A 25,610-nucleotide genomic window follows, 5' to 3' on the forward strand; every position below is an offset into this window, starting at 1 on the left:
GACTGGGGGGATTTACTGTGGTTTATAGCTGCCTACCTCGGGTTTAAACACTTTCACAATACGATTCCAACTGTTAATGGCGTTGATGGCGATGGTCAAATCAACCAAGGTTTTTTCACCGAACGCACTGACCACTTTATCATAACACTCAGCGTCGACCGTTTTTCCCGCCGTTAAATGTTCAGCCCACTCTAGTGCGGCGATTTCGCTATCCGTATATAAAGGCATGTCACGCCAAGCGTTTAACCCTAATATACGTTCCACACTTTCGCCAGCCGCCATCGCGTCTTTGCTGTGCATATCAATACAAAAAGCGCACTGGTTGATCTGCGATACGCGCAGTTTGACCAGCTCCCAAATTTTTACCGTCACGGTTTCGGAAGCACGAAACTGCTCTCGCAAATAGTTTTCCTGCTCGAGCAGAATCTGCATTCCTTTGGCGGCAAGCCCGAAGTAATTGGCACGTAAAGTCATTGTATTTCTCCTCTGTGGTTGTGAAATACACAATAGCTTTTCGTGCCGAGCCAGTATTGAATAATTTCGACATGTAACCGATCTGGAGTGCGCCAAACGTTGCGTTTAGCGGGATACCCAGATGACCCCACTTGGCTTATTGATATTGTTTTGTAATAATGAGATCCAAGTCCCTCATTCGACAAGATTGATGTCTAATTTGTAAGACTTTATATGTTAAAATTTAGTGCGTTAACTCAGTTTTTATCAACAATTTGCTGCCGATAGTCGGGATGACTGTTTTGCTCTGTTGGTACTGAATTTATCGTCGAGCACGCAATTCTTTCAAATAATGTTGTTTGCCTTGCTATCTCTGCACAGTGAAGTGAGTGAGGCAGGAGGAAATATGAAGAGACTCATCTTAGCGGTAGTCGTGGCCATGTTCGCCTTGGCTGCGATTGCCAGTGCCATTTCGACGTCTTATGTCTCGTATCAAGAGATCAATAACGTCATTCTGATTAACTCGAAAGCGAAAGGGTCGCAAATGGCTCTGCACGCTGAGTACATTTTAGAAAATTCCAAGCAGCCGATTGACGATTTGCAAGAGATGGTGACGACGCTCAGCCAGCGTGCGGATATCGCTTACGCGATAGTGATCGACAAAAATGTGGCCGCGGTCGCGCACAGTGACAAGCAAAAAATCAATAGAGTTTACAAAGATGAGTACACGGTGCTTGGCGCGACACAAGGTGTGGTGCAGCACTCGAAATGGTATGCCGATGTGCAGAAGGTGTGGACTTACGACATCATGTCGCCGATTTATGTTGACGGCAAACTCTATGGCACGTTAGACATCGGTGTGCCAATCACTGAAGTCGACTCAGCAGCAATGGGCATCATCGTTACCCAATTGGCGACCACTTGCGGTATGTTCGTGTTGTGTATTGTGGTATTGGCGGGCTTGATGACCAAACTGTTCCAGCCTCTGACTCGCTTGCAAACCGCGCTTGAAGATATTTCTAAGGGGGATGGCGACTTAACGATGCGCTTGCCCGTTAAGGGCAATGACGAAATCGCCCATATTTCAACCGCATTCAACACATTTGTTTCAAAAATCAATGACATTATTCAGCAAGTCGTGCGTACTGGCAGCGAACTCAATCAGTCGGCCAATGTGGTGCGTGAGCAGTCGGTACGAGCGCTGACTCGCGGTGATTTGCAGAACGAACAGTCTACACTGGTGGTCACATCGATGAATGAGATGGTATCGACCATCAATGAAATTTCAACCAACGCGGCCGGTGCAGCTCAGGCGGCGGGCAATGTGAATAAAGAGACGGCCAACAGCAGTGCGGTATTGCAGTTTGCTACTGAAACCATCAGCAACTTAACCGATGAAATGAACAATACCGCTAATGTGGTGACGGCGCTGGCGGACAGAACACAATCTATTGAGTCGATTTTGGATGTGATTCGTGGTATTTCCGAACAGACTAACCTTCTGGCACTTAACGCGGCGATTGAAGCGGCGAGGGCTGGCGAAGCTGGGCGAGGCTTTGCGGTGGTGGCCGACGAAGTGAGAAATCTGGCGACTAAATCGGCGCAATCGACCGGCGAAATCCAAACCATGATTGACCATTTACAAGCCGAAGCGAAAAGTGCGGTGACGGCAATGAATGCCAGCCGTGAGCTGACCATTAAAGGTGCAGAAGCCACGCTCGAAGCGCAGCAAGCGATCAAAGCGATTGCCGAGCAAGTTTCTGCCATTTTGGATCTCAATACCCAAGTCGCAACCGCCACCGAGCAGCAGTCGAGCGTAACGAAAGAGATCAACTTGAATATGGACTCGCTCAATGAGTCGGTGAGAGAAGGGCTGAGCGCTAGCCAGCAACTGGAAGAAACCAGTAAAACCTTAACTGTGCTGTCGCAAACGCTGGATAAGTATGCGGGCTCGTTTAAAGTCGGCAAGGTGTAAGTTGTGGTTTGAACGGACCAAAATAAAGCCCTGATGCGTAAAGATCAGGGCTTTTTCTTACCTAAAATCGGGCAAATGACGCTTTACCGATTTCATCAGTTTTTGAAATGAAGGGCAGGTTAAATGAGAAGGGTGAGGGCAGTTTACGACGTGATTCAAGCTGTCTCGCACCGCTTTGAGCCGTTTGATCTGTGCATCGATCTCTTTAGCCTTGTTACTGAGCAGCTCTCGATCAATGACCAGCGTATCTTGCGATGATGTCGCTAGCATGGGGGCAATATCGTCGAGTGACAATCCGGCCAACCTTCCCAGAGAAATCAGATTCAGTTTCTCCAGCACATTGGGAGCGTATTGACGTCTCAGTCCACTTCGTCCAATCGAAGTAATCAGCCCCAATTTTTCGTAGTAGCGCAGTGTCGAGGGGGGAAGACCAGACTGCTTGGTAACCTCGGCAATATCCATAAAATTGACCATTGACTTAAAGTGAGCTTCAAGTCGTACCATGCAAGTTGATAAACAACAAGCCAATTTTTAGCCTAAAGAAGGAGAATGGAATGGATACGATGATCGGGCTGCAAGCGATTCTTATTGGTCTTGGAGCGACATTGCTAATGGACGGCTGGTCGTGGATTCAACGCAACGTATTTGGCATCGCCTCGCTCAATTATGCTTTAGTTGCGCGCTGGATTCTGTGGATCCCAAAGGGAAAATGGATGCATCGCACCATTTTACAAACGCCTAAAGTGGCGGGTGAACAACTGCTCGGATGGTTACTGCATTACGCGATTGGCATCGCCTTCGCCTTTCTTCTCATTTGCTGGGCAGGTAAACACTGGCTTGCTGACCCGTCTTTAAACGATGCCGTTGTCATTGGTATGGCGACCTTGTGTGTGCCATTTTTGTTGATTCAGCCTTGCTTGGGATTTGGCGTGGCCGCCAGTAAAACACCAATGCCTTGGCGAACACGCGTTTTAAGCTTTATCACCCATCTGGTTTATGGCACCGGGCTGTTTATCAGTGCTGAAGTACTGCGCTGGTGCGCTGGATAACGGCGTAAACGGTAATCATCTCCAACCAATCGCCTGTTGTGGTTTGAATGCGGTATACATGCGAAAAACAAGCACTTGCTGCATCAGCCGATTCTTGTTAGTGTCGTTGGCTATGAATATGATTAATACCTCAACGTCTATTTTCTTCTGGTGGCGCTCTCTCTAGAGCGGCGCGGAATTCTTACATTCTTTAGCTGCTGGAAGGTAGCTAAAGATCACACTCTTTTTATCTCCAGTAGCGTCCTTGTAACTTGGAGATAACTCATGCAAACAACACAAACTGAAACCCAAAGCGAAACCATTTTAACCGGCGATAGAGCCACAGGGCCGCTGCACCTTGGTCACTATGTCGGCTCGTTGCAACAGCGCGTCGCGCTGCAAAGCATTCATCAGCAGACCATTTTAGTGGCTGATATGCAGGGGCTGACCGATAACGCCCATCAACCGGAGAAGGTGTCGAGCAATATTTTGAATGTGGTCGCCGACTACTTGGCGGTGGGTATTGATCCTCAGCAAACCACCATCTGTTTGCAGTCGCAATTGCCCGCGTTGGCAGAGCTGACCATGTATTACAGCAATCTCGTTTCCATCGCCCGCTTGGAAAGAAACCCGACGGTGAAGAATGAGATCCATAGCAAAGGCTTTGGCCGGTCCATTCCAGCGGGCTTTTTGACCTATCCGATCTCACAGGCGGCTGACATCAGCGCGTTTCGCGCTACGCTGGTTCCTGTGGGAGACGATCAACTGCCCATGCTGGAACAAACCAATGAAATTGTACGTAAGATCAACAGCCTGGCAGGAGGTGAGGTGCTGCTTGAGTGTCGTGCGCTGCTGAGCAATGCACCGCGTTTACCCAGCACTGATGGCAAAAACAAGATGTCTAAATCCATGGGTAATGCCATCAATCTTGGCGCCAGTGAGCAAGAGCTCCGCGCAGCGGTCAAATCGATGTACACCGATCCTAACCACTTACGCGTTGACGATCTGGGGCAAATCGAAGGCAACGTGGTGTTTACCTATCTGGACGCCTTTCATCCCGATCATGCCTATGTGGCTCAGTTGAAAGAGCAGTATCAGCGCGGTGGTCTGGGCGATGGCACGACCAAGAAAATACTGGAAGAGTGTTTACAAGAGCTGCTCAAACCGATCCGTGAGCGCCGCCAGCGTTACTTGGATGACAAAGCGCAATTGATTGAGATACTGCGCTTGGGCAGCCAGATTGCGCAAGACAAAACTGAGCAAGTGCTTATCGATGTCCGCGGTGTGTTTGGTTTGAATCTGTTCTGAACTTGCGATAGGCAGAATGAAAAACAGCCGCTGATGAATCGTGGCTGTTTTAGCCAAAGTTTGCCGAAAATCGGTTTGAACACGCGCTCTTTGGCAAAGACGTTTTATGAATCCGATAAAATTATTTTATTAAAAAATGGTCTTGAAAGCGATTTTTCCGGCCCTATTTATTGCACTGAAGCGAGATAGCAATGGCTTGCTTTATCAATCTAAGCAACTCTGTCTTTTATTTTTTATGCTAAGTAGGAGGCACTAGCAAATGAATATTCGTCCTTTAAATGACAAGCTGATTGTTGAGAGACAAGAGGTGGAAAACAAATCTGAAGGGGGAATCGTTCTCACTGCTCAATCGGTGAAAAAGTCAAACCGCGGCAAGGTGATTGCGGTGGGCGCAGGTAAACGTCTGGAAAATGGTGAGCGCGCGGCGATGGATGTCAAAGTGGGTGACCAAATTATTTTCAACGACGGTTATGGCGTGAAAAGCGAAAAAATTGACGGCACAGAGTATCTGATTCTCTCTGAATCGGATGTGTTGGCAATTGTTGAGTAATGATTTTTGAGTCGTTTTTGAGGAGATTACTATGGCTGCAAAAGATGTTTTATTTGCCAATGATGCGCGTCAAAAAATGCTGAAAGGGGTGAACTTGCTGGCGGACGCTGTCAAGGTAACGCTCGGGCCAAAAGGGCGCAATGTGGTGCTGGATAAATCTTACGGCGCACCCACCATCACTAAAGATGGCGTTTCTGTGGCAAAAGCGATTGAGCTAAAAGACAAGTTTGAAAACATGGGCGCGCAGATGGTGAAACAAGTGGCGTCCAAAGCTAACGACGAAGCGGGTGATGGCACCACCACCGCAACGGTGCTGGCACAATCTTTCATCAATGAAGGGCTTAAAGCGGTCGCTTCTGGAATGAACCCGATGGATCTGAAACGCGGTATCGATAAAGCCACCGAGGCAGCGGTAGCGAAGTTGCGTGAAATGTCGAAACCTTGCAGCGATAAAGAGTCGATCACCCAAGTAGGTAGCATTTCCGCCAACAGCGATCGCGCGATTGGTGAAATCATTGCCGAAGCGATGGAGAAAGTGGGTCGTAACGGTGTGATTACCGTGGAGGAGGGCCTGTCGTTGAGGGCATGCAGTTTGATCGCGGCTACCTGTCGCCTTACTTCATCACCAACCAAGAAAAAGGCTGTGTTGAGCTCGATAACCCTTACATTCTGCTGGTGGACAAAAAAATCAGCACCATCCGTGAGCTCTTGCCGGTACTGGAAGCCATTGCGCAATCTTCCCGCTCGCTGTTGATCATTGCCGAAGATATCGAAGGCGAAGCGTTGGCGACGCTAGTGGTGAACAACATGCGTGGCATCGTACGTGCGACAGCGGTGAAAGCGCCGGGCTTTGGCGACAATCGCAAAGCGATGATGGAAGACATTGCGGTGCTGACCGCAGGTACACTCATCTCGGAAGAGATTGGTCTAGAGCTTGAAAAAGTGACGCTAGAACAGTTGGGTAGCGCGAAGAAGGTGACAATCACCAAAGATACCACCACCATTGTGGGCGGTAGTGCACAGGCGCAGGCGATCGAAGATCGCGTGGCGACGCTGCAAAAACAGATCGAGACCACCACGTCATCATACGACAAAGAGAAGCTGCAACAACGCATTGCTAAGCTCTCTGGCGGCATTGCGCTGATCAAGATCGGCGCGGCCACCGAAGTGGAGATGAAAGAGAAGAAAGACAGGGTGGATGACGCGCTGCATGCTACTCGCGCGGCAGTGGAAGAGGGCATTGTTGCTGGTGGTGGCGTGGCGCTGACCAAGATCGCTAAAGAACTGGCGGATCTCAAAGGTGACAACGACGATCAAAACGTCGGTATTCGTGTCGCGCTGCGTGCGATGGAAGAGCCGCTACGTCAAATTGCGATCAACGCGGGTGACGAAGGTTCCGTGGTGGCGAACGCGGTTAAATCGGGCGACGCCGACTACGGTTACAACGCGGCGACGGGAGAATTTGGCAACATGATCGAAATGGGCATTCTGGATCCGGCCAAAGTGACCCGTTCGGCGTTGCAGTTCGCTGCCTCCATCGCCGGTTTGATGATCACGACCGAAGCGATGGTAAGCGATCACGTCGAAGCGGAGAGCGAAAAATAATCGCTTGAGCTCAACATGAAAACCAGACGGGCTCGCGTGAGCCCGTCTGACTAACGATGTGAGGTGAATGTTATGACTCGTTTACCAGCCTTTTCTTTCTCGGTGAGTGAATCTGGCCTGCGTGGCGGCGCCAGCCATTGGCCCGATACGCTGAATTTTCCTCAAGTGACGGCCCATCCGATCTTCTCCATTGCCAGCTACTTGCCAAGAGCTTGGCCACGGTTGGTGTTTGTGCTGGAACTGCCTGTAACTTCGCAAAAGCAGCCTCCAGTAGTGCACTAAGCGGCATGCGTTTGAAGCCGTTTATGCGGCTATTACCATATCTGGCGAATATCGGAGGAGATGTCGCTGATCATCTGCCTTGCGCTCTCATCGAGAAATTGCACCAGCGAGATAAACAGCAGGTCAGTAATCACGTTTTGCGCGCTGCGTGAGGCAATCGCCGAGCTGCGATGTTCGGTTTCATCGGCGATGGTATCAAAAGTCATGTCGGCGATTTGGCGCAGACGACTTTTTTTCGGTGAGCTGAGCGCGATCACTTTCGCTCTCTGCTCTTTGGCTGCTTCGGCCGCCACCAAGATCTCCTTGCGCTCCCCAGAGAACGAAATCACTATCTGCACATCTTGCTCGCTCAAGGTGCGCGCCACCGCGATCTGCACATGGCTATCTTGCTCGGCCAAGGTAGTGATGCCGAGTTTAAGCAGCTTGTAACTGAGGTCTTTCGCCGTTAGCGCCGAACCCCCAATGCCGACGATCTGCACGCGCCTTGCCTCACTTAACCACTGCACCGCCTGATGACACGCTTCATAAGAAAGCGCATTGGTGGTTTGAAACATTGCGTCGGTTTTGGCTTTAATCAGCTTTTGCGCAATCACCGCCAGCGGATCATCGGCCAGAATATCGCTGTGCAACGGCGTGGTCTGCATTGCTTGTTTGCGGCCAATTTCCTCAGTCAGGGCGAGCTTAAACGCGCTGTAACCTTTAAAGCCGAGTCGCTGAGTAAACTTGACGATACTCGATTGGCTCACTTGTGCCTGCTCTGCCAGCTCTTGACTGGTCAATTGTGCCGCTTTCTCTGCATTTTCTACAATCCAATCGCCAATCACTCGGCCACTTTGTGACAGCTGAGTTCGTCTTGCGACAATTTTATTGATGACAGACACAGTAAAACCTCAAAAAATTTTAAATAAATTATTCCAAACGAGAAATAAAAACCGAAAACAGCAACCCACTAATTAAAAGCAACTTTTCTTTCAATTTCGGTTATTTTAGCGCTTTGCTTAGACTCATTATTCCAGAGTTTATCGGCCTAAAGAATAACCTTAAGTGTGATTTTTATCACCAAAGTCGAATATTTTATTCCATAGAATCGCCCTCAGTTCAAAACCCACTATCGAGAAATGTCCGTCATGAAAATTGATTTAAGCCGTTTGGTTACAGAAAGCCGCAACCCAGCCAGTGCAGAGATTGATACCCTGTCCACCATCGAGATGCTCAGAGTCATCAATCAAGAAGATCAGAAAGTGGCGCTGGCGGTGGAAGCTGTTTTGCCGCACATCGCCCAAGCGGTGGATGCCATCACGCATGCGTTTGCCCACGGCGGTCGTTTAATTTACATGGGCGCAGGTACCTCGGGCCGCTTAGGCATTCTTGATGCCAGTGAGTGCCCACCAACTTACGGCACTCCGGCAGAGCTCGTGGTTGGCCTGATTGCAGGTGGCCACACCGCCATTCTAAAAGCGGTGGAAAATGCCGAGGACAACCGAGAGCTGGCGCAAAACGATCTCAAATCACTCAACCTAACGGCCAACGATGTGGTGGTTGGCATTGCCGCAAGCGGACGCACACCTTATGTGTTGGGCGGTTTGGAATACGCCACCTTGATTGGCGCGACGACGGTGTCGATCGCCTGTAATCCGGTTTGCCCGATGGTAGACGCGGCGCAAATCGCCATTTTGCCCGTGGTGGGCCCAGAAGTGGTCACAGGCTCTTCTCGCATGAAAGCGGGCACGGCGCAAAAACTGGTGCTCAACATGCTCACCTCTGGCGCGATGATCCGCAGTGGCAAAGTGTTTGGCAACTTGATGGTGGATGTGGAAGCGACCAACGCCAAGCTGATCCAACGCCAAACCAACATCGTGGTGGAAGCCACTGGCGTGTGCGCAGAAGAAGCAGAACAAGCCCTGAAGGCCTGCGATCGCCACTGTAAAACCGCAATTTTAATGATTCTTTCTGGCCTGGATGCCGAGCAAGCCAAAACAAAATTACAACAGCACAACGGTTTTATCCGCGCTGCGCTGAACGACAAGTAACCATTGAGGTTTCAAGGAGACCGTTATGGCAAAGATAACCCAAACAATGATCTCGCAGCTGCTGGCTGCGGTGGGTGGCAGCAGTAATGTCAGCAAATGTGGCAACTGCATGACCCGACTTCGCTTGACGCTGGCCAACAATGGCGTGGCAGATCAGGCTGTGATTAAGCAGATCCCCGGCGTCATGGGCGTGGTGGAAAGCGATGAGCAATTTCAAATCATCCTTGGTCCCGGCAAAGCAAAGAAAGACGCGGTGCTGCGCACGCAAGTGAAAGGGGCGATCATCCCGGGCATTCTCGGCATCGGTGAGCCACTGATTTACGGCGTCACCCTGCCACGCGTCAAACCGTTTGTGACGGCCTGTATTGGTGGTGCGGCGGGTGGCTTCTTCATCGGCTTGGTCTCCTACCTTGGCTTACCTGTCGGTTTGAATACCGTGTTTGGCCCGTCTGGTATCGTGGCGATCCCACTGATGACATCGCACAGCGGCATCTTCGCAGGCATGGCGGTATTTCTGGTTGGCCTGCTTATCTCCTACGTGGTCGGCTTCCTCGCCACTTACTTCTTTGGCAGCAAAGACGTCGATTTAAGCTGATTCATTCTTCCCCCTATAGGAATGAACTGGCCGCGCCTTTGAGCACTCAAGGGCGCACTCCTTAACTCTCAAGGGGTACATGTGTTACCACCAACTTTTTCCACCGCGAAAGCGTGTTTTTGGGGCAGATTTGACTCTGTATAAAGGTTATTTCATTCCATTTGCCAATGGCGATGCGGATCTCTACATGAGTTACAACCAAGTGGCCCACTATTACGATTTTGAAGTGAGCGAATTTGTCGATGGCAGCAATGAGGAAATTCAGTTTGCCGCCGACGCTTCTGGCTACGTGAAACCGGGCCGCTACTATCTGAGCGTCACTGGTCGTGGTCGTTACCAAGCCGTGAACCTAACCGCAACAGTAGACAGCGCACCGCCCACACCACCAACCCAAGAGCAAGATGACCTTGCGCCTGTCATGCTGCAATCAGGTCAGGCACAGCATTTGACCGTTCACCAGCAGCGCTACGCCGCAGTGTATGTGCCAGAGGGCGTGAGCGAAGTGCGCATTTGGCTAACCGATCTCACCCCCTCGGACAGCCAAGGCAACGTGAACCTGTACGCCAGCCGTGAACATTGGCCAACCCCAGAGCAGCACCAGTTTGCATCTCGCTACGCTGGCAGCAATCAATACCTCGCGATACCTGTTGAGCAAGCGGGCTACCTGCATTTCGCACTCAACGCCCCACAACAAGGCGATGATGTCGAGATGGTGGTTTACTTCCACTGATCATTAGTTGGAAAGAAAAACGAAAAACAAACGCCACCACAAGGTGGCGTTTGAGGTTTTAAGGAAGAAGGATTTTGCTGAACAATTCGTTCGTTTTTTCGTTCGTTTTTGGCATTTTTTAAAAACTGGACCGTGCCATTAACAGAGAGCAAATCCTTAGTGTCAACCAATCCTTTTCTTCTTACTTAACCAGATTTCAGGTCAATATGGACATTTTAGATTTATACGTCTAAATAATTAAATTTAGATTTTAAAGTCTAAATGTTGCATTTTAGATACTAGGATCTAAATGCTTAGAACTATAAGAATTGACAAGGAATTTTTGGGGCTCTTAGCATCACGGAACGTAAACACCTTGCCTCACTTTAACTCATTCCTAAATTAAGCTTTAAAATGGTCTCAATACCGTGGCTGTGTCCAAATGAGCTAGCTCCCACTTGTCTAACTTGCTTGCCACTTCATTAACCTGCACTCCGCTTCGGCTTAATCCCACGCTGCTACTCTTGGTCGTTAGCGGCATTGTCAGCGGGAATGATTCTGTCTGGCTTTAATGCCGAGCATGCTCAAAGTGCATTACAACAGCGCAATGGCTCTATCTTTGTGGCTAATTTGTGATCAAATTGGCTTTTGATAAACATAAATAAATCATTTTAATAACACTTGATTTACATCAAGGTGACTGACGAAAAGAGTAATTACTTTAAACAATCGTTTGAATGTGCTTCATGTTAAGGATGACTATGTACTTACTACTGCTAAAAGCCCATGTTGGCTTGATTTTACTCAGTTTTTTCAGTTTTGCTCTGCGCACCTATTGGGGATACCGTGGCTCGGCATGGCTGGAGAGCGAGCTGGCATTCAAAGCGCACAAAGTAATTACTCTAACCATGCTGCTCTCGGCATTGGTGTTGTGTGTAACCATCAATCAGTATCCGTTTACCGATGCGTGGCTGACAGAAAAGCTGCTGCTGTTGGTGGCGTATGTGGCGTGTGCCATGTTGGCGTTTAAGCCGAAACTCAACCGCCAACTGCGAACCGTGTTTACCTCGGTCACCTGCATACTGTTTGTGATGATTTTCTACATAGCGAAAACGCATGCACCGATTGTGTTAAGTTGAGTGCGCCGCTACGCGAGGCTTCTCACAGTTTTTAGTGATGACAGTGACATGTCGTGGCTTGGCTGGTTGCTCTGTACTTCCTCAGTTAACGCATGCTTAAGCGCTGATAACAAACATTGGTTGAAGCGGCAAGCCGTGGAGATAATGAAGCAAGAAACAGCAGAATGTCGCTTAGCGCGCTTTGAAAGTTTAGAGCGTGAGCTGGTGGAACGGGGTTTGTACCAACCGCTCTACCACACCCAGCAGGATTTCAACGTCTCTGAGCATATTGCAGCGCCAGATCTGCTTACCAATGGTTGGATCGATTTTAGCCAAGTGGTGATCATGCCAAAGCCAAACCGTGGAGCGGCTAGTTAGTAATTTCGCCGGAACGGTGTTTTTCAAGATAGTTGCCATCATTTGCTTGCTTATTAAGCAGCTTCTCTTTCTGGATTTAGGTGGACTTCACCAACTGGTTCACAGTTCCTGATATCACCAGGCCAGCGCTCAGGTTTTCGCTGTTTTGCTGCGAGCAATACCTCAGCTCGGCGCTTCAAGATCTCTTCATCTTTTCCATTATGACGCTCTGAAGGCGTGACATAATTTAGCTTACTGTGTTTGTGCTCGGTGTTGTACCAGCGCACGAAGGCTTCAACCCAACGTCGACTGCTGTCGAGACTTTCAAAGCCCTTTGTCGGCCAGTTTGGCATGTACTTTACCGTGCGGAACAACGATTCTACATACGGATTATCATCACTGACTCTTGGACGGCTATACGATGAGGTAATGCCTAACTCATCCATCTTCGCTTTGAACGTCAGCGACTTCATAGGCGCACCGTTATCTGAGTGAAGAACCAGCGGTTGACTGAAGCACTGCTCTCGCATCAACGTCCGCTGCAGGAGTTGTGAGGCTAACTCGCCGCACTCACGTTCATACACCTCATAACCCACGATTTTTCGGCTGTAGATGTCCTCAATGACGTACAGATAATAGTGCTGGCCTCGAACCTTTGAAGGCAAGTAAGTGATATCCCATGTGTAGACTTGATTCGAGCCTGTCGCCGTATAACTCGTTGGCTTCGCTTGTGTTTGTCTACTCCTCTGACGGCCTCGATGATGAAGTTGCCCTTGTGCACTCAGTACCCGATAATAGCTCGACTCTGAGGCGATATACTCACCTTTATCAAGCAGTGTCGGTACGATTTGAGTTGGAGGTAAGCTCGCGAACTCTGGGCGGTTACACACCTCGATAATGGCATCACGCTCTTGCTGAGAGAGCTTGTTAGCTGGCTCAGGTCTGGCACAGGTCGGTCTTTTATCCGCTTGAACCTCTCCTTGCCGATACCATCGACGATACGTTCTCAGGTCAATTTGAACCTCATAACAAGCTCGCTCTAAGCGGCAACCACTTTGCTTGGCATCGTGGATAAGAGCAATCAGGTGCTGCCTTTCATCGGTTGAGGTTAGTCGTCCTCTGGCTCTTCCCCGTAAAAGGCTATGAGCTTTTTTCGTAGAACCAACAGGGCAGCCGTTTCAGCGAGCGCCTTTTCTTTGTGGCGTAACTCCTTCCTAAGCTCTTTGATTTCAAGCTTATCCGCTTTGGCCTGCTTCTTTGCTTGTGCTTCCCGCTCTTTACTCGACATGAAGCCTTGCATACATTCGCTGCGCCAGCGTTGGACTTGCTCTGGAAACAGACCTTTTTCACGACAATATTGGCTGAGTTCATTCTCGGTCATCGAGTAAGTCTCGGCGACGATGGCGAGTTTAGTTTGAGCAGACCACTGCTCTGATGAAGTGTTGCTGTTTGGCACTGCGGCTCCTGAACGTCTGAGTTGCTGTCGCCAATGATACAGGGTTGCAGTGCTAATGCCTTCCTCTTTTGAAAGTTCGCTCACTGACATTGAGTATGGAGGCAGCAGCTTCTTCAATATGGCTTCTTTTCTTTCTGTTGGAATACGAGACACAATTCACTCTTACCGCCCTAGACTGGTTAAATTTTAACAGTGACAACTATCCTGCCAGAGGGGGGGAAGTATGATCGCTAACGCCATGATGGCGGGCGAAAAGCGCGCATTACTAGCGGCATTAGAAGCGCTGCTTGCGGATTAGTGAAGGTAGCCAATCACCCTAAACGCAAAACGGTGTCTTCGGATGCCGCTTTTCTATGTGGTATAGGACCAAACTGAACCTTTTTATGCGTGAGGTTTAAACTTTTTCGTCATACCTTGGCTTGATGGGGAAACGAGCTTGTAGCCCAGTTTTTCATAAAACTCTGGCTCGTCAGCAATCATTGAGACATACGAGCCTTCTAAGGCAACAGAAGCCAAATAGTTATCTATGTGCTCCATCACCTTTCGTCCCAAGCCTTGTCCTTGATACTTGGGGTCAACAGCAACATCGACGATTTCAAAGTTACATGCACCGTCTCCTACCACGCGTCCCATGGCGACCAACAAATCACCATCTCGCACTGAAATGGCGTACAAGCTATTGGGCAATGCGATAGTCGCAGCCTTTAAGGACTTAGGCGACAATCCGGCTTTAACTCGCATTTCACAGAACTCTTGTGGGCTAGGGGCTTTCTCTTCATATTTTATTGTCATTGCATCAAACTCCTCTGATGGTTTACAACTTGTCCGCGAAGTAAGCCATGATCTCTGCGGTGGTCATTTCTTTGGTCTCATTAGTAAAACAGTAGTAACTAGGGCGCATATCACTAAAATACTGCATGTCCATTTCCAAGCCTTCCAAGTTGGGGAAAAGGCCAACTGGCATATTGTATTCACCCGTTTCCTTAAACTTATAGAACAGATGAGTTCCGCATTCAGTGCAAAAGCCCCGAGATGCCCAAGATGACGATTGATACATTTTCACTTTATCATCGCTTTCAATGTTTACTTGAGTGCCACATTTCACGGCAAAGAATGGCGCGCCACCCCAAGTCCGGCATGACTGACAATGGCACACAGTAAACTTTGGATTGACGTTTTCAGCGGTAATTTTTACTGCGCCACAAAGACAACTTGTCTCGGTATAAGACATTGAGATAACTCCTAAATGGATTAAGCACATCACTCCCTGCGAAGGAGCAGACAACACACGTTATTCGCTCTTAGTGCTTACGCTGGAACTGTGACCATTTTCTTTAATATCAAGGACTTTTCAGATAGCTGACCATCTGAACTTTCCCGCATCGTTTGAGGGCGACGATGATAAGGAAATATGAGTGAACTGTATATAAATACAGTATTAAAGTGTGATGTTGATTGGCTATTCCTTTCGACTGGAAACTACAGAGCTGTGGATGCAGTGACGGAAATTCTCCGTCTGGGGGAGAAGCTGGAACCGCTTTTTGTGCTGCCAATCGGCCGTGTTTATCGCCGCGCGGTAAAAGAGCTAATAGAGAAAGGCCTTATTCGCAAAGGCGACAATGGTTTAGAGATTATTGATGAAGGGCAGCTCAGGCGTTTTCTTGAGAGCAGTGAATGGGAGGCATCCCAACGAGTAAGTTCACAGACAGCTCTTTACTATCCCCCAGCGGTGTACATTGCGGCCGATTCTTCGCTCATTTCAATATACATGAATATTTCTCATGTTCAGCATGAAGTAAAACCATTTCTTTTATTCTCAATTCACCAGTATAAAAATAGTTAGAGTACAACCTGGAAAAATATAAAAATTGAACGTCATCCTTGCTTAGCAAAGAAAATAACGGCGAAGTTTAAAAATAAGAAAGTAAAGCTTTATCAGGAAGAATATTTTTATTTGAGAGAATTGGAAAACAGAATATGATTTTTAAAATTAGAAGCATCGGGTTTGATGAAAATTATCATCCGAAAGACAATACACGTATTACGACCAACTTTGCCAATTTAGCACGGGGAGAGCACCGCCAAGAAAATCTGCGTAATGCACTAAAAATGATTGATAGTCGGTTCAATGCATTAGCCCATTGGGACAACCCCAAAGGCGATCGTTATTCGGTTGAGTTAGAAATTATCTCGGTTGATCTCGATATTGAAAGCACTGGCGACAGCTTTCCATCGATTGAAATTCTAAAAACCAATATTGTTGATCATAAAACCCATCAACGTATTGAAGGTATCGTCGGAAATAATTTCTCCTCTTACGTGCGAGACTATGATTTTAGTGTGTTGTTACTAGATCACAACAAGCAACAGACGAAGTTTAGCATTCCGGAGAACTTTGGTGAGTTGCACGGCAAGCTCTTTAAGTGCTTTGTCCACTCCGATGCTTATAAAAACTGCTTTAAAAAGCGTCCGGTCATCTGCTTAAGTGTATCGGATAATAAAATCTATCACCGCATTGAAAACCAACACCCGGTGTTGGGATATGAATATCAGCCCAATGAATCTTCGTTGACGGAGCAATATTTCAGAAAGATGGGCCTACAAGTGCGTTATTTTATGCCGCCGAATAGTGTTGCGCCGTTTGCTTTCTATTTCTTTGGTGATTTGCTCAACGATTACACCAATCTTGAGTTGATTAGCACCATCAGTACCATGGAAACGTTTCAAAAAATCTACCGACCAGAAATTTATAATGCCAACGCGGTAGCAGGAAAAATTTATCAACCCAATTTGAAAAACACCGACCACTCACTAACTCAAATTGTCTATGACCGAGAAGAGCGCAGCCGATTAGCGATTGAACAAGGCAAATTTGCCCAAGAGTATTTCATCAAACCTTACCAAGCTCTCCTAGAGCAGTGGTCTGCGCAATACGCATAATAAATAACAAAATATAAGTAGCCTTTGATATGAAAACATTATTACCAACGTCAACTGCGGGCAGTTTACCGAAACCTTCTTGGCTAGCAGAACCGGAAAAATTATGGTCTCCATGGAAACTGCAAGGAGAGGAACTCGCCAATGGCAAGCAGGATGCGCTGCGCATTGCCTTGCAAGAGCAACAACACGCTGGAATCGATATCGTTAGCGATGGCGAGCAAACTCGACAGCATTTTGTTACAACCTTCATTGAGCACCTGAGTGGCGTTGATTTTGCGAATCGCAAAACGGTGAGGATCCGCAATCGCTATGATGCCAGCGTACCGACAGTAACTGGCCCTGTGGCACGCCTCAAACCAGTGTTTGTCGAAGATGCGAAGTTCTTACGTCAGCAAACCACTCAGCCGATTAAATGGGCTTTGCCCGGCCCGATGACCATGATCGATACGCTGTATGATGACCACTATCAAAGCCGGGAAAAACTGGCTTGGGAGTTTGCCAAAATCCTCAATCAAGAAGCGAAAGAGTTAGAAGCGGCAGGGGTGGACATTATCCAGTTTGATGAACCAGCATTTAATGTGTTTTTTGATGAGGTTAACGATTGGGGAATTGCCTGTTTAGAGCGGGCGATTGAAGGGCTGAAATGCGAAACAGCCGTGCATATTTGCTATGGCTATGGAATAAAAGCCAATACCGATTGGAAAAAGACGCTGGGCACAGAGTGGCGACAGTATGAAGAGGTTTTCCCTAAGTTGCAGAAATCGAACATCGACATCATTTCACTCGAATGCCACAACTCGCGCGTGCCGATTGAACTGCTTGAACTGGTGCGCGGGAAAAAAGTGATGGTTGGCGCGATCGATGTGGCAACCGATACGATTGAAAGTGCTGAAGAGGTCGCGCAGACGCTACGCCAAGCGTTGCAGTTTGTCGATGCCGACAAACTTTACCCATGTACTAACTGTGGTATGGCGCCCTTGTCTCGCGAGGTTGCCAGAGGCAAGCTCAATGCGTTACGCGCCGGTGCTGAAATTGTGCGACAAGAGCTACTGAAAGAGCATCCTTGCTTGTAGTTGCAAGGTTTTCCCCTAAAAGCGGCATCACGCCGCTTTCACTACATAAATCGGTGACGAAACGCCTTTGGGGTGAGGCCCATGGTTTTGATAAACACCTTGCGGCATGCACTGGTGTCTTCGTAGCCTACTTGCCGAGCAATGACCTCAAACGAGAGTTGTGAGCTTTCCAGCAGATCGCACGCTTTTTGTATTCTCAGGCGCTGCAAATAGTGGTTTGGATTGTAACCTGTCGCCTTGAGAAACCGCCTTTGCATGGTTCGCTCAGTGAGGTGAAACTGCGCGGCGATGGCTTGAATGCTCAAAGGTTGGCCGTATTCCAGATTCATCATCTGCTGAATCGCCACGACAACCTGATCACCATGCAGAAGAGACGGAGTGAACTGCTGATAATAGCGCTGTTCCCTTAGCGCAGTGTCAACCACCAACTGTTTTCCGAGCTGGCGCATCACCTTTACGGAAGTGTACTTGGTTACTAGCTCAAAACCGAGATCCAGCCAAGACATCATGCCGCCAGCGGTTATTACATCACCATGATCGATCAATATTTGGTTGATATCTAAAGGAATATCAGGGTATTTCAATTGGAAGAGATCTGACAGACCCCAATGCGTGGTCACCGTTCTGCCGGCCAAAATCTGGGTTGCCGCCAGCACGAAGGAGCCTGCACAAGCTGATGCCAATACCGCTCCTTGATTATGCTGTGCTTTGAGCCAATCAATTAGCGTCGTTTCCGGGTTGAGATAGAAATCACTTTGTGCGCTTGGTGGTAGCAGGACGACATTAAAACGACTTGATTGCTGAGTGGTCCCATCCACAATGACAGGAAGAAACTCGACTTCAAGCCCCGATTGGTCGCAAATTCGGTTGGCCATGAGAAACAGCTCTTGCAAGCCATAAATGGCGGATTTTAAAGCATGCGGATAGTGGCAGATAGCGATGGCAATTTGTTTCATTGTGCTTATCAGAGAATTGTCGTTTTTAACTCTTTTTATGTCATTAACGACGCTGATGCAAGGGCCAAGAATCGACGACAATGTGTATCTCATTGCAATAACGCATCATTTGGAGACGCTAATGACCAAGAAAGCACTGCTTGTCATCGACCTACAGAATGACTATTTCCCTCACGGAAAGTACCCACTTTGGAACACTGAGCAGACGTTAAATCAGGTGAAAACGGCGATAGCAAGGGCGAAAGCGCAGAACATCGAGGTGATTCATGTTCAGCATATTGCTGATCCGGAGAAAGGGATCGCGCCGTTTTTTAATCAGGGTACGCAAGGAAGTGATATTCATGCTGAGATCCTCGCCGCCGCGCCAGAAGCAGCAGTGGTCACTAAACGCTTTGCAGACAGTTTCGAACAAACGAATCTCGATGAACTGCTGCAAAAGCAGGGTATTAGTGAGCTTTTGCTTTGCGGAATGATGACGCAAAACTGCGTCACTCATACCGCCATATCGAAAGCGGCGGAGAAATACAAAGTTGCCATTGTGGCGGACTGCTGCACCACGGTGGACGAAATGATCCACAACATCGCGCTCAACGCCGTTGCGCTGCGCGTACCACTGGTGACAATGGAGCAAGTGTTGCTTTCTGGAAATTGAGAAGCCCCATAATAAAACCAAACATGAACGGGTAGGCGGATAAGATATGCCTAAGATGAATATTAGTCGCTTACCCATTTATTTATTAAGCTATTTGTCATTTTCAAATTTTTTGAACTGATAGCAAAAAAATGAACAATAGTTGATACTTCATCGTGCCAAAGGAAATAACATCCTTTATCTTACAGCGACATAAACAGAGGTCGCTCAATGAGTAGATATAAATGCATTTTATTTCTTGCATTATTTTTATTATTTCCTTTACAGAGCTATAGTAATATGTTCAATTTTTTTAAGCCTTATAAGATAATGGTGAGTCCCTCAATATCTGGAGTGGTACTGAAACAAGGCGAACCTGTAGCAAACATGGAAATTTCTCTGTTGGCTGGCCTTAACGACTACTATGATAGAACAACAGCTACAGATAATAATGGGTATTTCCACTTTGATGAAATCATTCATCGACAATGGTTTAAACCATCTTCAATTAATACCAACCTGATTGGAATTGAAATTAATGCCAATTTTAATGGAAATAAAGTGTTACTTTGGTCTTCTCACACTGGATTAGATTTACATGATTATGTTCTAGATAATTTAAATAATTTAGAGTGTGATATTGATGAAATGGCTTTTGAATATCACTTTAAAAACAGGGTTGTACCAAAAGGTCGTTCTCATACCGTTTTTGGTGTATGTCGACTTAAAGGATATGAAGAGAAAGTACTTAGAGAGGATCTATGAATCCATTATCACCAAAATTAGCAGCAGAGCTGGCATATCTTCCTTATCAGTTTATTACACACAGGGATAAAAAAACGTTAGTTGTAGAACGATTTGTGACAAAAGAATTTGATTTGAGCAAAGAAAAGCAGGGATTCACTGGTAAAACTGGTGGAATATTTGGAATGGGAAGAAAAACCGAAGGTTTTGCACTGATTGGTGTTGGAAAAGGAAAGCGTGAGAGCGAGTTGGTTATTTCAGTTCGAGGTACAAAAACTGGCCATGATTGGATGACCAATTTAAACTTAGGATTGAAAGGTGCTCCTAATAGTGCAGTTGCACATGCTGGATTTGTTAATGTATTTCATTCATTGCGTCCACAGATTCGTCAATTTATTCTTTCGCAGAAAAAAATTCCTCGGCACATACATTGTGTAGGACATAGTTTAGGTGGCGCACTCGCCTCTCTTTTTTCTGATTGGATCAAATCTGAGCTTAAAGTGTCTACAACGCTTTATACATTTGGTGCTCCAAGAGTGGGGCAGGCTTCATATGCTCGAAAATCAGAGGAAACAAATACTAATATTTATCGTTGTACTCACGGTGCAGACCCTGTGCCACTAATCCCATTGTGGCCCTTTGTACATGCACCATACAATGGTAAAGAGTATAGGTTGGATGATGGTATAGGGGTCTACTTTGCCGCTCATGGAATGGGAGCTAATGATACTCCGGGCTACCTGAATACTGCTAATAGTGAAAGTTGGGGGGATTTGAAAGTAAAATCTGTAGATTTCTTAAATAAGCCCGTGCGATTAAAATTTGATAATAGAACTCGGGTATCCTACACGGGGTATTGGGCGAATAAGTTAAGTGCAGCTCTAGTGACACTGCTAAATGATGCTGGCCCACAATATGCGAAAGCTGTCGAAATACAAGCTCGTATATCAGTAGGTATGACATTTTATGATCATCTGGCGAAAAATATTGAACGAATAGTAGCAGTATCAGAAAAATTAGCGGATCAAGCCAAAGGATTATTAGGGCATATGTTGGTGTTTGCAGGTCGATCAGTGAGCAAAATCACCGATCTCTCTGCGAACTTTATTCGTTGGGTGTTCAAAGTAACAGTCGGAAAGCTTTATAGCACGGCGAAACGAGCTGTTGATGCAATATTTTAATTATCAGACAAGAAATGCTATAGCTATTTTAGTGCCTTGATTTTAAGCGAGTAGCCACTCGCTTTTTACCTTCCAGCTACTTCTTTAAACAAAAGCCAACTATTAGCTTCTCCGCATCGACGTTGTTATCACACTCAACAAAATCAATCCGCCACCGATAAATTGCAGCGTTGTGAGAGATTCTTGTAACCACACCATGGCGAAGAGAGCGCCAAACAGCGGTTCGCTCCCCATTAAAAGGGCAACGCGAGTGGGGGATGTTTTGCGCACCGCGTAGTTTTGTACAAAAAAGGCAAACAAAGTACAAAACAGCACTAAATAGCCGAGGGTGAGCCAGAATTCTAGTTCGCTCGGTAGCGTTATCGCCGAGGTCGGAAGATAGAAAATGGCGGCGAGTATGGCGCAGCTCGCGACAACTAACGATTGCAGCGCGGTGAGTGTGGTGGTGGTGATCTGCTTGCCTTCGGTGAAGCGTTTGGTGCTGGTTACCATCAAGGCGCGCAGAAAAGCCGCGGCGAGAATCAAGTAGTCACCGGTGTTTAACGCGAGGCTAAGCCCTTCATTGTTGGTCAGCAATAGCACCCCCACTACGCTGCATAAGGTCAACCCGAGCAGAGCCGAACTAATGCGCTTTTTGTTGATGGTGAGTTCAGCAAAGGCGGTCATAATGACGCTCAAACTGATCAAAAAGGCCGCATTAGAAGCAGAGGTTTGTGATACGCCAAGGACTTCACAAAGAAAAATGGCCGCAAGAATGAGACCTGTTGGTAAGGCGCTCAACCAATCTTGATTCAGCCCGCGGCGGAAATCTCGTATCGCTAAGGGGAGCAAGCAGAGAAAAGTTATTGAGAAGCGAATCGCGATAAACAGCAGTACGCTGGTAAAAACAAGCGCGCTTTTAGTCAACCCATAGCTGGTGCCCCAAAACAATGCGACCAGCAGTAGCAGGCCTTCGGTAAGAGGAAGTTTGGTCGATGGTTTAGATAGCGAACTCGCGGCACTGGTCATGGTTTTCTCCTGATAAATTGACCCGTTCAGTATCCATAAGTAACTTATGTGAAACAATGCACTGCCAATGCAAAGGATAATTGCGTAATGGATACAAATAGACTGATCCCACTGCTGTCTGAAATGGCAGTATTCGCCAGTGTGGTTGAAGCGGGCGGTTTCTCCGCCGCAGCGCAGAAACTCGGTGTGGCGCCTTCATCGATTAGCCGTTCGGTGACGCGTTTGGAAAACGCATTGCAAGAGAAGTTACTTGAGCGAACTACGCGGCAAATGCGTTTGACTGCCAGTGGTCAGCAAGTCTATCTGCTCTGCAGCGACATGATGAGCGCCGCCAAACTGGCGGTGTCAGCGGCACAAAGCGAGAAAGATCAAGTGTCGGGCATGTTGCGTATCGCCGCGCCGAAAGCCTTGTCGCGTCAAGTATTAACGCCAGTATTGCTGAACTTTATTGAAGACTTTCCAAAAATTTCACTGCAATTGAAAGTTGCTGACCACTATATCGATCCAATTGGCGATGAAGTGGATGTGATCATCCACATCACCGAACAACCAGTCCAAGGGTTGGTGGCACGTTCGCTAGGGCAGTGCCGTTTGCTGCTTTGTGCTAGCCCGGAGTATCTGCAGCGCCATGGCACAGTTACCGCGCCACAAGAACTGAGTGAGCGCAACTGTCTCTGTTTGGGGGAAAACCCTCGAGATCGAGTGTGGGATTTTTATCAAGCAGAACAAAAAGTATCGGTGAATGTGCGAGGATCACTGACGGTGAATCACAGTGAAATTCGCCGTGAGGCGGTGCTGAGAGGATTTGGCATTTCGCTGTTTCCGGAGTTTGTGGTTCGTGAGAATCTGGCTTCCGGGCAACTGGTGCCAGTGCTGGCGGATTGGCAGCTTGGCGGCAGATACCAAGGGACGATTTGGGCGCAATACGCGCAATCAAAATACATTCCAAACCAGATCAAAGCCTTGGTTGACTATTTACAGCAACGTATGCACTGAGCCTCTAGAGAGGAAAAAAGAAACCTCCGCCAAGGGCAGAGGTTTCGATGCAAAGAGAGAAATTATGCGTCGGCGCGTTTTAAATGCACTTCTTCTTCTTTCTCACCCGCTTTGGGATCGGCAAATCGTTCGATATCCAGCGCACCTTCCGATTTCGCTACAATCACTGACACACACGCGTCACCGGTGATGTTGACAGCGGTGCGGATCATATCCAGTAGACGGTCGACACCCATGATTAGTGCGATACCTTCCAGCGGCAGGCCCACTTGGTTGAGTACCATCGCTAGCATGACCAGACCAACACCCGGAACGCCAGCGGTACCGATAGAGGCCAAAGTGGCGGTGAGGATAACCATCAGATAGTCACCCATGCTGAGATCGATGTTAAACGCCTGAGCAATAAACGCCGTCGCCACACCTTGCATGATCGCAGTACCGTCCATATTGACTGTTGCGCCAAGCGGAACCGTGAATGAGGCAATTTTATTGTCCACACCAAGGCGGTTTTTCACCGTTTCCATCGTCGCTGGGATGGTGGCATTAGACGATGCGGTTGAAAAGGCAAACATGATGGCATCTTCCATTTTCTTTAAGAAAGTCAATGGATTTAGGCCAGTGAAGCCTTTTAGCATCAAGCTGTAAGTCACCAAACCGTGGATAAGCAGCGTTGCGGTCAAGACTAGGAAGTATTCTCCTAGGTTGATAATTGCGCCCAAACCAAGACCGGTGAAAAGTTTCGCCATCAGGAAGAACACGCCGTAAGGGGCTAGGTTCATCAGTAGCGCAACCAGCTTCATGATCACTTCGTTTAGATCAGAGAAGATCGCCGCAATACGCTCACCCGGTTTACCTGCTGCACTGATGGCAATACCAAACAGCAGCGCAAAGACGATGACCTGAAGGGTTTTTCCCTCTGCCATAGCACTGATTGGGTTGGTCGGGAACATATCGATGATCACTTGACCCAATGACGGTGCTTCAGCCGATTTGAACGAGCTGGCCGCAGTAAGATCGGCACCTGCGCCAGGTTGGAACAAGTTGCCCATGGTCAAGGCGAGTGTGATAGCAACGGCGGTGGTAGTGATGTAAAACGCGAGGGTTTTTCCACCCATACGACCTAATGTTGAAAGGTCTTTCAATGAGCTGGTACCACATACGAGAGAAACAAAAATGAGTGGTACAACGAGCATTTTCAGGCTGGCAATAAAGATCTTGCCGCCCACTTCAAATAGTCCATTAACTATATATGCATCGACAAATCCATTGTCAGCAAATAGCGCGCGAATCGCGAATCCAGTCAAGATACCCGCAACCATGCCAAGAATTACACGGCCGGTTAGCGACATCGGTTTCTTGGTATTCATATGAACACTCCTTATAGTTATGCACCTTGAGTTCATTTCAAGGTGAGCAGCAGGGTAGCAGCGTCCGTTAAAAATAAAAAAGTAAATTGAGCAGTTGGATTAATAGATGTGATCTATCTCACCAAGATTTTATGGATATTCACAATGTGATAACAAAGATTGCCAGAATATTTATCTGCTAAACCATGGGATTTATCTTTTTTATCGCTCGATATACAAATGGTGAAATTCTTACCAGATGATAATCACTGTGCATATCGGGCTTGATTTTGCATATCTAAGCGATGTTTATGCACTCCCAGCGAGGGAAGCGCGAGCAAGAGCCGTCGCCAGGTGACCAGTGACAAGCCGGTGATAGCGAAAAAATGCAAAGTAAACAGCAGAGCGGGGTGTCGCTCTGCCGTGAAGAAATGTCAATGCGATGAGTGGCACGGCTAGCGCTTTGCCAGCCCCTTGCTGTGTAGGTAAGGCAAAATATGAGGGCGTGATTCGCCAGCCAATTTGCTGGTCACTTGCTCAGACCACGTCCCCTGTTTTTGGTTAGATGAACGTTTGCCGTAGTACTCAAGCATGGTTTGATCGTACTTTTCAACTTGTGCGCGATCCAATGGTTGATAGTGATTTTCATGCAACACCACCGACAGAGGCAAGCGCGGCTTAATTTCAGGCGTTTGATCGGGATGGCCCAAGCACATACCAAACAACACAGCGCAATACTGAGGAAGCTGCAACAACTGGTCAACTTCTGCCGCGCGGTTACGCAGTCCACCGATATATACCCCACCAAGCCCCATCGACTCGGCTGCGAGCAGACAGTTTTGTGCCATGATCCCTGCGTCGATGGCCCCAATTAGTGTCAGTTCGGTAAAGTCGGCTTGCACCTCTGGGTTGAGCTCGACATGGCGTTGATAATCAATACAGAACACCAAAAACTCCGCGGCACTTTGCACGTAGGCTTGTTGCCCGGCCAGCTCGGCCAAGGTGGCTCGTTTGTCGTTGTCAGTCACGCGGATCACGGACACCACTTGCAATAAGCTGGAAGAAGAAGCAGCAAGCCCTGCGCGCAGAATCGTCTCGAGCTGCTCTGAGCTGATAGGCTGTTGGGTAAATTTACGGATGGAACGATGCGCGAGCATGGTTTCGATAACGTTATTCATAGCAGAGTCCTTAGCGTCAAACATTGGCAGACTTTATCCCGATTTTCCGGGGATGTCGAACCGCTATCGATAAGCATAATTTGTCGTTAAG

24 protein-coding genes and 5 pseudogenes are annotated in these 25,610 nt (G+C 47.7%); 19 read left to right on the forward strand and 10 right to left on the reverse strand.

Features of this window, described 5'->3' with window-relative positions; all coding sequences use genetic code 11:
* Positions 1–12 precede the first annotated feature (12 nt).
* Entirely contained in the window at positions 13–474 is a 462-nt protein-coding gene (locus EA26_RS09240) for a carboxymuconolactone decarboxylase family protein (protein WP_039427013.1), read from the reverse strand.
* Between the two features lie 385 nt (positions 475–859).
* On the opposite strand from EA26_RS09240, the gene EA26_RS09245 reads away from it, so the two are divergent.
* Complete coding sequence (locus EA26_RS09245; protein ID WP_039427015.1) at positions 860–2,428, forward strand: methyl-accepting chemotaxis protein; 1,569 nt, start codon at positions 860–862, stop codon at positions 2,426–2,428.
* A 57-nt stretch (positions 2,429–2,485) separates the two neighbouring features.
* On the opposite strand, the gene EA26_RS09250 is transcribed toward EA26_RS09245, so the two are convergent.
* Positions 2,486–2,890 carry a helix-turn-helix domain-containing protein gene (locus tag EA26_RS09250; protein WP_039428935.1) on the reverse strand — a complete coding sequence of 135 codons (405 nt, stop codon included), beginning with the start codon at positions 2,888–2,890 and terminating at the stop codon, positions 2,486–2,488.
* Positions 2,891–2,982: 92 nt separating this feature from the next.
* Here EA26_RS09250 and EA26_RS09255 point away from each other — a divergent pair, with 92 nt between their 5' ends.
* The 5 genes and pseudogenes from EA26_RS09255 to EA26_RS09275 all read left to right on the forward strand — a co-directional run bounded on the left by EA26_RS09255 (position 2,983) and on the right by EA26_RS09275 (position 7,201).
* Positions 2,983–3,477 carry a DUF2938 domain-containing protein gene (locus EA26_RS09255; RefSeq protein ID WP_039427016.1) on the forward strand — a complete coding sequence of 165 codons (495 nt, stop codon included), beginning with the start codon at positions 2,983–2,985 and terminating at the stop codon, positions 3,475–3,477.
* 264 nt (positions 3,478–3,741) lie between these two features.
* Entirely contained in the window at positions 3,742–4,764 is a 1,023-nt protein-coding gene (gene trpS / locus EA26_RS09260; protein WP_039427018.1) for a tryptophan--tRNA ligase, read from the forward strand.
* 259 nt (positions 4,765–5,023) lie between these two features.
* Positions 5,024–5,314 carry a co-chaperone GroES gene (locus tag EA26_RS09265; RefSeq protein ID WP_039427021.1) on the forward strand — a complete coding sequence of 97 codons (291 nt, stop codon included), beginning with the start codon at positions 5,024–5,026 and terminating at the stop codon, positions 5,312–5,314.
* A 31-nt stretch (positions 5,315–5,345) separates the two neighbouring features.
* A pseudogene (gene groL / locus EA26_RS09270) lies at positions 5,346–6,919 on the forward strand (chaperonin GroEL).
* A 72-nt stretch (positions 6,920–6,991) separates the two neighbouring features.
* The gene (locus EA26_RS09275) at positions 6,992–7,201 is read left to right on the forward strand and encodes a hypothetical protein (RefSeq protein ID WP_039427023.1); all 210 of its coding nucleotides are present in this window, start codon (positions 6,992–6,994) and stop codon (positions 7,199–7,201) included.
* 32 nt (positions 7,202–7,233) lie between these two features.
* Here the strand turns inward: EA26_RS09275 and EA26_RS09280 are convergent, their stop codons facing one another.
* The gene (locus tag EA26_RS09280; protein WP_039427026.1) at positions 7,234–8,082 is read right to left on the reverse strand and encodes an SIS domain-containing protein; all 849 of its coding nucleotides are present in this window, start codon (positions 8,080–8,082) and stop codon (positions 7,234–7,236) included.
* Positions 8,083–8,328: 246 nt separating this feature from the next.
* Between EA26_RS09280 and murQ the strand changes: the two genes are divergently transcribed.
* From murQ to EA26_RS09305, 6 genes and pseudogenes are all read left to right on the forward strand, one after another.
* Positions 8,329–9,231: an N-acetylmuramic acid 6-phosphate etherase gene (gene murQ, locus EA26_RS09285; RefSeq protein WP_039427027.1), complete on the forward strand. Its 903-nt coding sequence runs from the start codon at positions 8,329–8,331 to the stop codon at positions 9,229–9,231.
* Positions 9,232–9,277: 46 nt separating this feature from the next.
* Positions 9,278–9,370 (forward strand): annotated as a pseudogene (locus tag EA26_RS22645) (PTS transporter subunit EIIB); the annotation flags it as partial.
* 96 nt (positions 9,371–9,466) lie between these two features.
* A pseudogene (gene murP / locus EA26_RS22650) lies at positions 9,467–9,826 on the forward strand (PTS N-acetylmuramic acid transporter subunit IIBC); the annotation flags it as partial.
* Between the two features lie 169 nt (positions 9,827–9,995).
* Positions 9,996–10,556, forward strand: a pseudogene (locus tag EA26_RS09295) (PPC domain-containing protein); the annotation flags it as partial.
* 740 nt (positions 10,557–11,296) lie between these two features.
* Positions 11,297–11,674, forward strand: a complete 378-nt coding sequence (locus tag EA26_RS09300) for a SirB2 family protein (protein ID WP_226978373.1) — start codon at positions 11,297–11,299, stop codon at positions 11,672–11,674.
* 144 nt (positions 11,675–11,818) lie between these two features.
* Positions 11,819–12,031 (forward strand): hypothetical protein, encoded by a 213-nt coding sequence (locus EA26_RS09305; protein ID WP_039427034.1) that lies wholly within the window; start codon positions 11,819–11,821, stop codon positions 12,029–12,031.
* A 53-nt stretch (positions 12,032–12,084) separates the two neighbouring features.
* Here the strand turns inward: EA26_RS09305 and EA26_RS09310 are convergent.
* The 3 genes from EA26_RS09310 to EA26_RS09325 all read right to left on the reverse strand — a co-directional run bounded on the left by EA26_RS09310 (position 12,085) and on the right by EA26_RS09325 (position 14,697).
* Positions 12,085–13,619, reverse strand: a protein-coding gene (locus tag EA26_RS09310) for an IS3 family transposase (RefSeq protein WP_404975831.1) whose coding sequence is annotated in 2 segments (ribosomal slippage) — positions 12,085–13,166 and positions 13,166–13,619 — 1,536 coding nt in all. Because the reading frame shifts where the segments join, the coding sequence is not laid out codon by codon here.
* A 228-nt stretch (positions 13,620–13,847) separates the two neighbouring features.
* Positions 13,848–14,258, reverse strand: a complete 411-nt coding sequence (locus tag EA26_RS09320; RefSeq protein ID WP_039427035.1) for a GNAT family N-acetyltransferase — start codon at positions 14,256–14,258, stop codon at positions 13,848–13,850.
* Between the two features lie 22 nt (positions 14,259–14,280).
* On the reverse strand, positions 14,281–14,697 hold the full coding sequence (locus tag EA26_RS09325) for a GFA family protein (protein WP_039427036.1): 417 nt from the start codon (positions 14,695–14,697) through the stop codon (positions 14,281–14,283).
* A gap of 327 nt (positions 14,698–15,024) precedes the next feature.
* Between EA26_RS09325 and EA26_RS21365 the strand changes: the two are divergent.
* From EA26_RS21365 to EA26_RS09340, 3 genes and pseudogenes are all read left to right on the forward strand, one after another.
* Positions 15,025–15,141 (forward strand): annotated as a pseudogene (locus EA26_RS21365) (Crp/Fnr family transcriptional regulator); the annotation flags it as partial.
* Positions 15,142–15,443: 302 nt separating this feature from the next.
* On the forward strand, positions 15,444–16,406 hold the full coding sequence (locus tag EA26_RS09335) for a DUF1852 domain-containing protein (protein ID WP_039427041.1): 963 nt from the start codon (positions 15,444–15,446) through the stop codon (positions 16,404–16,406).
* Positions 16,407–16,435: 29 nt separating this feature from the next.
* Entirely contained in the window at positions 16,436–17,479 is a 1,044-nt protein-coding gene (locus tag EA26_RS09340) for a methionine synthase (protein ID WP_039427042.1), read from the forward strand.
* Positions 17,480–17,520: 41 nt separating this feature from the next.
* Here EA26_RS09340 and EA26_RS09345 read toward each other — a convergent pair whose 3' ends face one another.
* On the reverse strand, positions 17,521–18,435 hold the full coding sequence (locus tag EA26_RS09345; protein ID WP_039427044.1) for a GlxA family transcriptional regulator: 915 nt from the start codon (positions 18,433–18,435) through the stop codon (positions 17,521–17,523).
* 121 nt (positions 18,436–18,556) lie between these two features.
* Between EA26_RS09345 and EA26_RS09350 the strand changes: the two genes are divergently transcribed.
* From EA26_RS09350 to EA26_RS09360, 3 genes are all read left to right on the forward strand, one after another.
* Positions 18,557–19,087 carry a cysteine hydrolase family protein gene (locus tag EA26_RS09350; RefSeq protein WP_039427046.1) on the forward strand — a complete coding sequence of 177 codons (531 nt, stop codon included), beginning with the start codon at positions 18,557–18,559 and terminating at the stop codon, positions 19,085–19,087.
* 210 nt (positions 19,088–19,297) lie between these two features.
* Positions 19,298–19,831, forward strand: coding sequence for a DUF6795 domain-containing protein (locus tag EA26_RS09355; RefSeq protein WP_226973739.1), 534 nt, complete (start codon positions 19,298–19,300; stop codon positions 19,829–19,831).
* On the forward strand, positions 19,828–20,991 hold the full coding sequence (locus EA26_RS09360; protein ID WP_039427050.1) for a lipase family protein: 1,164 nt from the start codon (positions 19,828–19,830) through the stop codon (positions 20,989–20,991). The genes EA26_RS09355 and EA26_RS09360 overlap by 4 nt, the downstream gene beginning before the upstream one ends.
* Before the next feature lie 102 nt (positions 20,992–21,093).
* Here the strand turns inward: EA26_RS09360 and EA26_RS09365 are convergent, their stop codons facing one another.
* Positions 21,094–21,999, reverse strand: coding sequence for a DMT family transporter (locus EA26_RS09365; RefSeq protein ID WP_039427051.1), 906 nt, complete (start codon positions 21,997–21,999; stop codon positions 21,094–21,096).
* Positions 22,000–22,086: 87 nt separating this feature from the next.
* Between EA26_RS09365 and EA26_RS09370 the strand changes: the two genes are divergently transcribed.
* A complete protein-coding gene (locus EA26_RS09370; RefSeq protein WP_039427052.1) occupies positions 22,087–22,995 on the forward strand; it encodes a LysR family transcriptional regulator in 909 nt (302 codons plus the stop codon).
* A 62-nt stretch (positions 22,996–23,057) separates the two neighbouring features.
* On the opposite strand, the gene EA26_RS09375 is transcribed toward EA26_RS09370, so the two are convergent.
* A complete protein-coding gene (locus EA26_RS09375) occupies positions 23,058–24,362 on the reverse strand; it encodes a dicarboxylate/amino acid:cation symporter (RefSeq protein ID WP_039427055.1) in 1,305 nt (434 codons plus the stop codon).
* Positions 24,363–24,796: 434 nt separating this feature from the next.
* Positions 24,797–25,519: an oxygen-insensitive NADPH nitroreductase gene (nfsA, locus tag EA26_RS09380; protein WP_039427056.1), complete on the reverse strand. Its 723-nt coding sequence runs from the start codon at positions 25,517–25,519 to the stop codon at positions 24,797–24,799.
* Positions 25,520–25,610: the final 91 nt, after the last annotated feature.

Source organism: Vibrio navarrensis, assembly GCF_000764325.1.
In the GTDB taxonomy this organism is placed as follows: Bacteria; Pseudomonadota; Gammaproteobacteria; order Enterobacterales; family Vibrionaceae; genus Vibrio; species Vibrio navarrensis.